The 3,172-nt window shown below is 63.5% G+C and carries 2 protein-coding genes and 2 pseudogenes; all 4 read left to right on the top strand.

Annotated elements, in window-relative coordinates:
- Positions 1 to 608, top strand: a pseudogene (locus ACJWXQ_RS02710) (F0F1 ATP synthase subunit beta); the annotation flags it as partial.
- A gap of 13 nt (positions 609 to 621) precedes the next feature.
- Positions 622 to 1,044 (top strand): F0F1 ATP synthase subunit epsilon, encoded by a 423-nt coding sequence (locus tag ACJWXQ_RS02705; RefSeq protein ID WP_406672088.1) that lies wholly within the window; start codon positions 622 to 624, stop codon positions 1,042 to 1,044.
- Between the two features lie 338 nt (positions 1,045 to 1,382).
- Positions 1,383 to 2,747 (top strand): bifunctional UDP-N-acetylglucosamine diphosphorylase/glucosamine-1-phosphate N-acetyltransferase GlmU, encoded by a 1,365-nt coding sequence (gene glmU / locus ACJWXQ_RS02700; protein ID WP_406672087.1) that lies wholly within the window; start codon positions 1,383 to 1,385, stop codon positions 2,745 to 2,747.
- 138 nt (positions 2,748 to 2,885) lie between these two features.
- Positions 2,886 to 3,172, top strand: a pseudogene (locus tag ACJWXQ_RS02695) (glutamine--fructose-6-phosphate aminotransferase); the annotation flags it as partial.

Here is a 3,172-nt window from a genome sequence, read left to right as displayed (position 1 = left end):
TGGGCCGCATGCCCTCGGCGGTGGGTTACCAGCCCACCCTGGCCGAGGAAATGGGTCAGCTCCAGGAGCGAATCACCTCCACCAAGACCGGTTCCATTACCTCCGTGCAGGCCGTTTACGTGCCGGCGGATGACCTGACCGACCCGTCCCCGGCCACCACCTTTGCTCACCTGGACGCCACCGTGGTGCTGTCCCGTGACATCGCCTCCCTGGGTATCTACCCGGCCGTGGATCCGCTGGACTCCACCTCCCGTCAGCTCGACCCGCAGGTGATCGGTCAGGAACACTATGACACCGCCCGTGCGGTGCAGGGTGTGCTGCAGCGCTACAAGGAACTCAAGGACATCATCGCCATTCTCGGCATGGACGAACTGTCCGAAGACGACAAGCTGGCCGTGTCCCGGGCCCGGAAGATCCAGCGCTTCCTGTCCCAGCCCTTCTTCGTGGCCGAGGTCTTCACCGGCATGCCCGGTCAGTACGTGTCCTTGAAGGACACCATCAAGGGCTTCAAGGCGATCGTGGAAGGCGAGTGCGATGACCTGCCCGAGCAGGCCTTCTACATGGTCGGCACCATTGATGATGCCCGCGAAAAGGCCCAGAAGCTCTAAGGAGCCCTGACTCATGTCCAAGACCATTCGCGTCCACATCGTCAGCGCCGAGTCGGAGATCTGGGAAGGGGAAGCCGAGATGGTCTTCGCCTCGGCCGAGCAGGGCGGCATGGGCATCGCGCCCCGCCACGCCCCCCTGCTTACCCGGCTTGAGCCCGGCGAGGTCCGGGTACGCAAGCCGGGCGGCGAAGAGATGGATTTCTACGTCTCCGGCGGCATCCTCGAGATCCAGCCCCATCTGGTGAGCATTCTCGCCGACACCGCCGAGCGTGCCGCGGATCTCGACGAGGCCGCCGCCATTGAGGCCAAGCGCCGTGCCGAAGAGGCCATCGCCAACCGCAAGGGAGATGTGGACATCTCCCGCGCCCAGGCCCAGTTGGCCGAAGCCGCTGCCCGCCTCAAGCTGGTTCAGAAGCTCAAAAAGAAAAAGAGCTGAGGGACCCGCACCGGAACGAAAAAAGCTGTGCCAGCCGGCACAGCTTTTTTTTGGTCACCCCGAAACGTTCCCCAACCGCTCAGCCTGCCCCCTGTAGGCGCGGATTCATCCGCGCAATGGCCAAAATCCGCCGCCCCACCCCATTTCATGAACACGCTCAGAACACGGCAAACGGGCATTCAATGAAACGGTGGACCCAGTCAGCGGGTTGACCGTCGAATTCCGGCCATTGCGCGGATGAATCCGCGCCTACAGGGGGTTTCAATGAGCGTGGTAGGGGGCGTTGGGCAAGGCGCAGATTGGGCCAGCTACACCGAAATAAGATAAACTGCGCCCCCATGAAACTCTCAGTCGTCATTCTTGCTGCCGGCCGGGGCAAACGCATGCGCTCCCGGCTGCCGAAGGTGCTCCAGCCCCTGGGCGGGGTTCCTATGTTGGGCCACGTCCTCGAAGGCTGTGCCGCCCTGAATCCTGACCAAACCCTGGTGGTGGTTGGCCACGGGGGTGACGCGGTGCGCTCGGCCTTTGCAGACGAAGCCATCGTCTGGGTGGAGCAGGCCGAACAGCTGGGCACCGGGCATGCCGTGGACCAGGCCCTGCCAGAGATTCCCGACGATCACGTGGTGCTGGTCCTCTACGGCGACGTGCCTCTCGTAAGCGAGGCGACTCAGCGCCGCCTGGCCGAGGCGGCCGGCGATGCGGTGGCGGTACTCACCGCCGAGATGCCCGACCCCAGTGGCTATGGCCGTATTCTCCGTGATCAGAGCGGGGCGGTGACCGGTATCGTCGAGCACAAGGATGCCAGCCCCGAGCAGCGAAAGATCCGCGAAATCAACACCGGCCTGCTCGCCGCCCCCGCCAGGCAGCTCAAGGACTGGTTGGCGCGGGTGGATGCCGATAACGCTCAAGGCGAGTATTACCTCACCGATATCATCGCTATGGCCGCCGACGAGGGTTTTCCGGTGAAAGGCATTGCCAGCCAAGTTCCCGGCGAAATCCAGGGCATCAACAACCGTACTCAACTGGCCGAGGCCGAGGCCATCCTTCGCCATCGGCGAACGGAAGCCCTGATGGCCGACGGAGTCACCCTCGCCGACCCCAGCCGGGTGGATGTCCGTGGCAGCCTGCGATGTGGCCAGGATGTCTTCATCGACGTCAATACGGTATTCGAAGGCGAGGTGGTCCTGGGTGACAACGTTCGCATTGGCCCGGGCTGCGTGATCCGCAATAGTTGCTTGTCGGCCGGCACCGTCGTGGATGCCCACTGCGTGCTGGAATCCATGGAAGCGGGTGAACAGGCCCGCATCGGCCCCTTCGCCCGCCTGCGCCCAGGCACCCGCCTCGGTATCGGCACCCGGATCGGGAATTTCGTGGAAACCAAGAATCTCTCCCTGGGCGAGAGATCCAAGATCAACCACCTGAGCTACGTGGGTGATGCCAGGGTGGGCAATGACGTTAACGTGGGCGCCGGGACCATCACCTGCAATTACGATGGAGCCAACAAGCACCAGACCGTGATCGAGGACGGCGCCTTCATCGGCTCCGACACCCAGCTCGTGGCGCCGGTGACCGTGGGCCGTGATGCCACTATCGGCGCCGGCTCCACCATCCGCAAGGATGCGCCCGCCGGCGAACTGACCTTGTCCCGGAGCAAGCAGACCACTATTAAGGGCTGGAAGCGCCCGGTCAAACGGGAGGAGTAAGGAGCAAGGAGCAAGGAGTAACGAGTAAAGCGGAATTGCTTGCTCCTTACACCTTGCTCCTTCCCCAGGAATGCCCTGGTACCTATGGTTGGTGGCGCACGCCACCAATAAGCAGCCAAGCAACAGGACGATCAAACAATGTGCGGAATCGTTGGAGCCGTTGCCGAACGTGATGTGGTCCCCATCCTGCTGGAGGGGCTGCGTCGGCTTGAATACCGCGGCTACGATTCCGCCGGCCTGGTGGCACTGGATGAAGCGGGTGAGCTGCGTCGTGCCCGTGAGGTGGGCAAGGTCGAGGCCTTGACCGCCAGTCTGGAAAAACGCCCCATCCATGGACGAATGGGCATTGCCCATACCCGCTGGGCGACCCATGGTGCACCCGCCGAACGGAACGCCCATCCCCAATTCTCCGGCGACCAGCTGGC

Origin of the sequence: Natronospira sp., assembly GCF_007134575.1 — a bacterium.
GTDB classification, from domain to species: Bacteria; Pseudomonadota; Gammaproteobacteria; order Natronospirales; family Natronospiraceae; genus Natronospira; species Natronospira elongata.
The sequence above is the reverse complement of the archived record's forward strand: the minus strand, read 5'-3'. Positions and strand labels throughout refer to the sequence as shown.

What these genes read in the sequence shown, in the direction of transcription:
- ACJWXQ_RS02705 (WP_406672088.1), top strand. Translation starts at nt 622, where the DNA reads ATGTCCAAGACCATTCGCGTCCACATCGTCAGCGCCGAGTCGGAGATC.
- glmU (WP_406672087.1), top strand. Translation starts at nt 1,383, where the DNA reads ATGAAACTCTCAGTCGTCATTCTTGCTGCCGGCCGGGGCAAACGCATG.